The sequence below is a fragment of the Erwinia sp. MYb416 genome (assembly GCF_037479575.1).
GTDB classification, from domain to species: Bacteria; Pseudomonadota; Gammaproteobacteria; order Enterobacterales; family Enterobacteriaceae; genus Erwinia; species Erwinia rhapontici.
Genome location: NZ_JBBGYT010000017.1, coordinates 1 through 1312 on the forward strand (window position 1 = coordinate 1; position 1312 = coordinate 1312).

At 52.4% G+C, this 1312-nt stretch carries 2 protein-coding genes and 1 pseudogene; all 3 read right to left on the reverse strand.

The window, feature by feature from the left end; all coding sequences use genetic code 11:
• Positions 1 to 194, reverse strand: a pseudogene (locus WH277_RS00130) (MFS transporter); the annotation flags it as partial.
• 168 nt (positions 195 to 362) lie between these two features.
• Complete coding sequence (locus WH277_RS00135; RefSeq protein WP_200641731.1) at positions 363 to 797, reverse strand: VOC family protein; 435 nt, start codon at positions 795 to 797, stop codon at positions 363 to 365.
• Between the two features lie 117 nt (positions 798 to 914).
• On the reverse strand, positions 915 to 1312 hold a 398-nt coding region (locus WH277_RS00140), incomplete at its 5' end, for a hypothetical protein (RefSeq protein ID WP_339503645.1).

Genomic DNA, 1312 nt, shown 5'->3' on the forward strand with positions numbered 1-1312 from the left:
AACAGTAGCGCCCCCACAGGCCGCACGGCCAGCGTCAGCATAATCGCCAGTGACACATCGGTAATGCTGACATGAAAATTCGCCGCAATATCGCTGAGCACAAACACCAGAATAAAGAAGTCAAACGCATCCAGCGTCCAAGAGCCAAAGCTGGCGAACGCCACGTTGCGCTGAGTCGAAGTCCAGTTAAACATAGGAGAGAGTCCTGTCTTAAAAGCACACAAACAATGTTAATGATTTGTTTATAGCATGTAAGAAGGACGTAGATTGCGGCGCTTTTGTCAGGGTTCTCTTCAGACTGTAAAAGGCGATGTCATTATGTTAACAGACTAATAATTAGCCTGTTAACGAGAATTTCTCCACTAAATATCGCGGGCTACCATAGCCTGAAGCCCAACCTGCTGGCCGTATGACAGTTCCAGCGTGTTGCCATCAGGATCGGCAAAAAACGCCCAGTATCCCACAGGAGCGGGAGAGGCTACCGGGGCTTTACGCAGTACCCCTTCTTCCTGCGCCATCACGACTTTAGCGTCAATCTCTTCACGCGTGGCGCAGGCCACACCAAGATGGCCGAAGGGACCAAGTGGTGTGTCTCTTCTGACCGCCGTCTGCACCAGTACCAACGCAAACGGGCGGGAGAGGTCAGAAAGCCAGGCCACCTCTTGTGCTTCTGGTACACCCGGCTGACGCTGATGCACCACCTGCATACCGGCGTAACGCTGATAGAAATCGATACTCTTTTGTAAGTCCTGCACTTCAAACGCTACATGGGTGAATCCCACATCGTGAGCACTCATCGCCCGCTCCTCTCGTATCATCAGATAGGTTTATCATGGCGTGTCCGGCGGGCAACAAGTGATCGTCAGTGCGGACGGGGAAGGATGAGAGCACAAAAAGCACTATATTCACCGCACTCAAGGTGCTAAGACTTTGGGAGGCACCTGCGTATCCGGCATTTTTTGCCAGTTTGCATCTTCATGACCATATTTCCCCCCCCAGACGACATCGCTGATACGCTGAAGCTGCCACTCTCCCCGGGTATTTTTTGTCAGCTCATACGGCAAACCACGGCACTGGCGCAGACGCAGGTCAACCTGCAGGCCGAACTGGTAGTAGTGACCTTTCTGCGGTACAAACGTCATCGAACTGCTGCACTGGTTATTACTGCCGTGATACACCAGGCCAATACGGGTTTTTCTGCCCGCTATCACCGGGGTTTCATAAAAATCGCTCCAGGACGCTTTATCCTGGCCACTGGCCACCGGCATCCCGCCATCCTGAGTGTGAGTTAAGATAAACTCACTACTGCGCA

What these genes read in the sequence shown, in the direction of transcription:
- WH277_RS00135 (WP_200641731.1), bottom strand. Translation starts at nt 797, where the DNA reads ATGAGTGCTCACGATGTGGGATTCACCCATGTAGCGTTTGAAGTGCAG.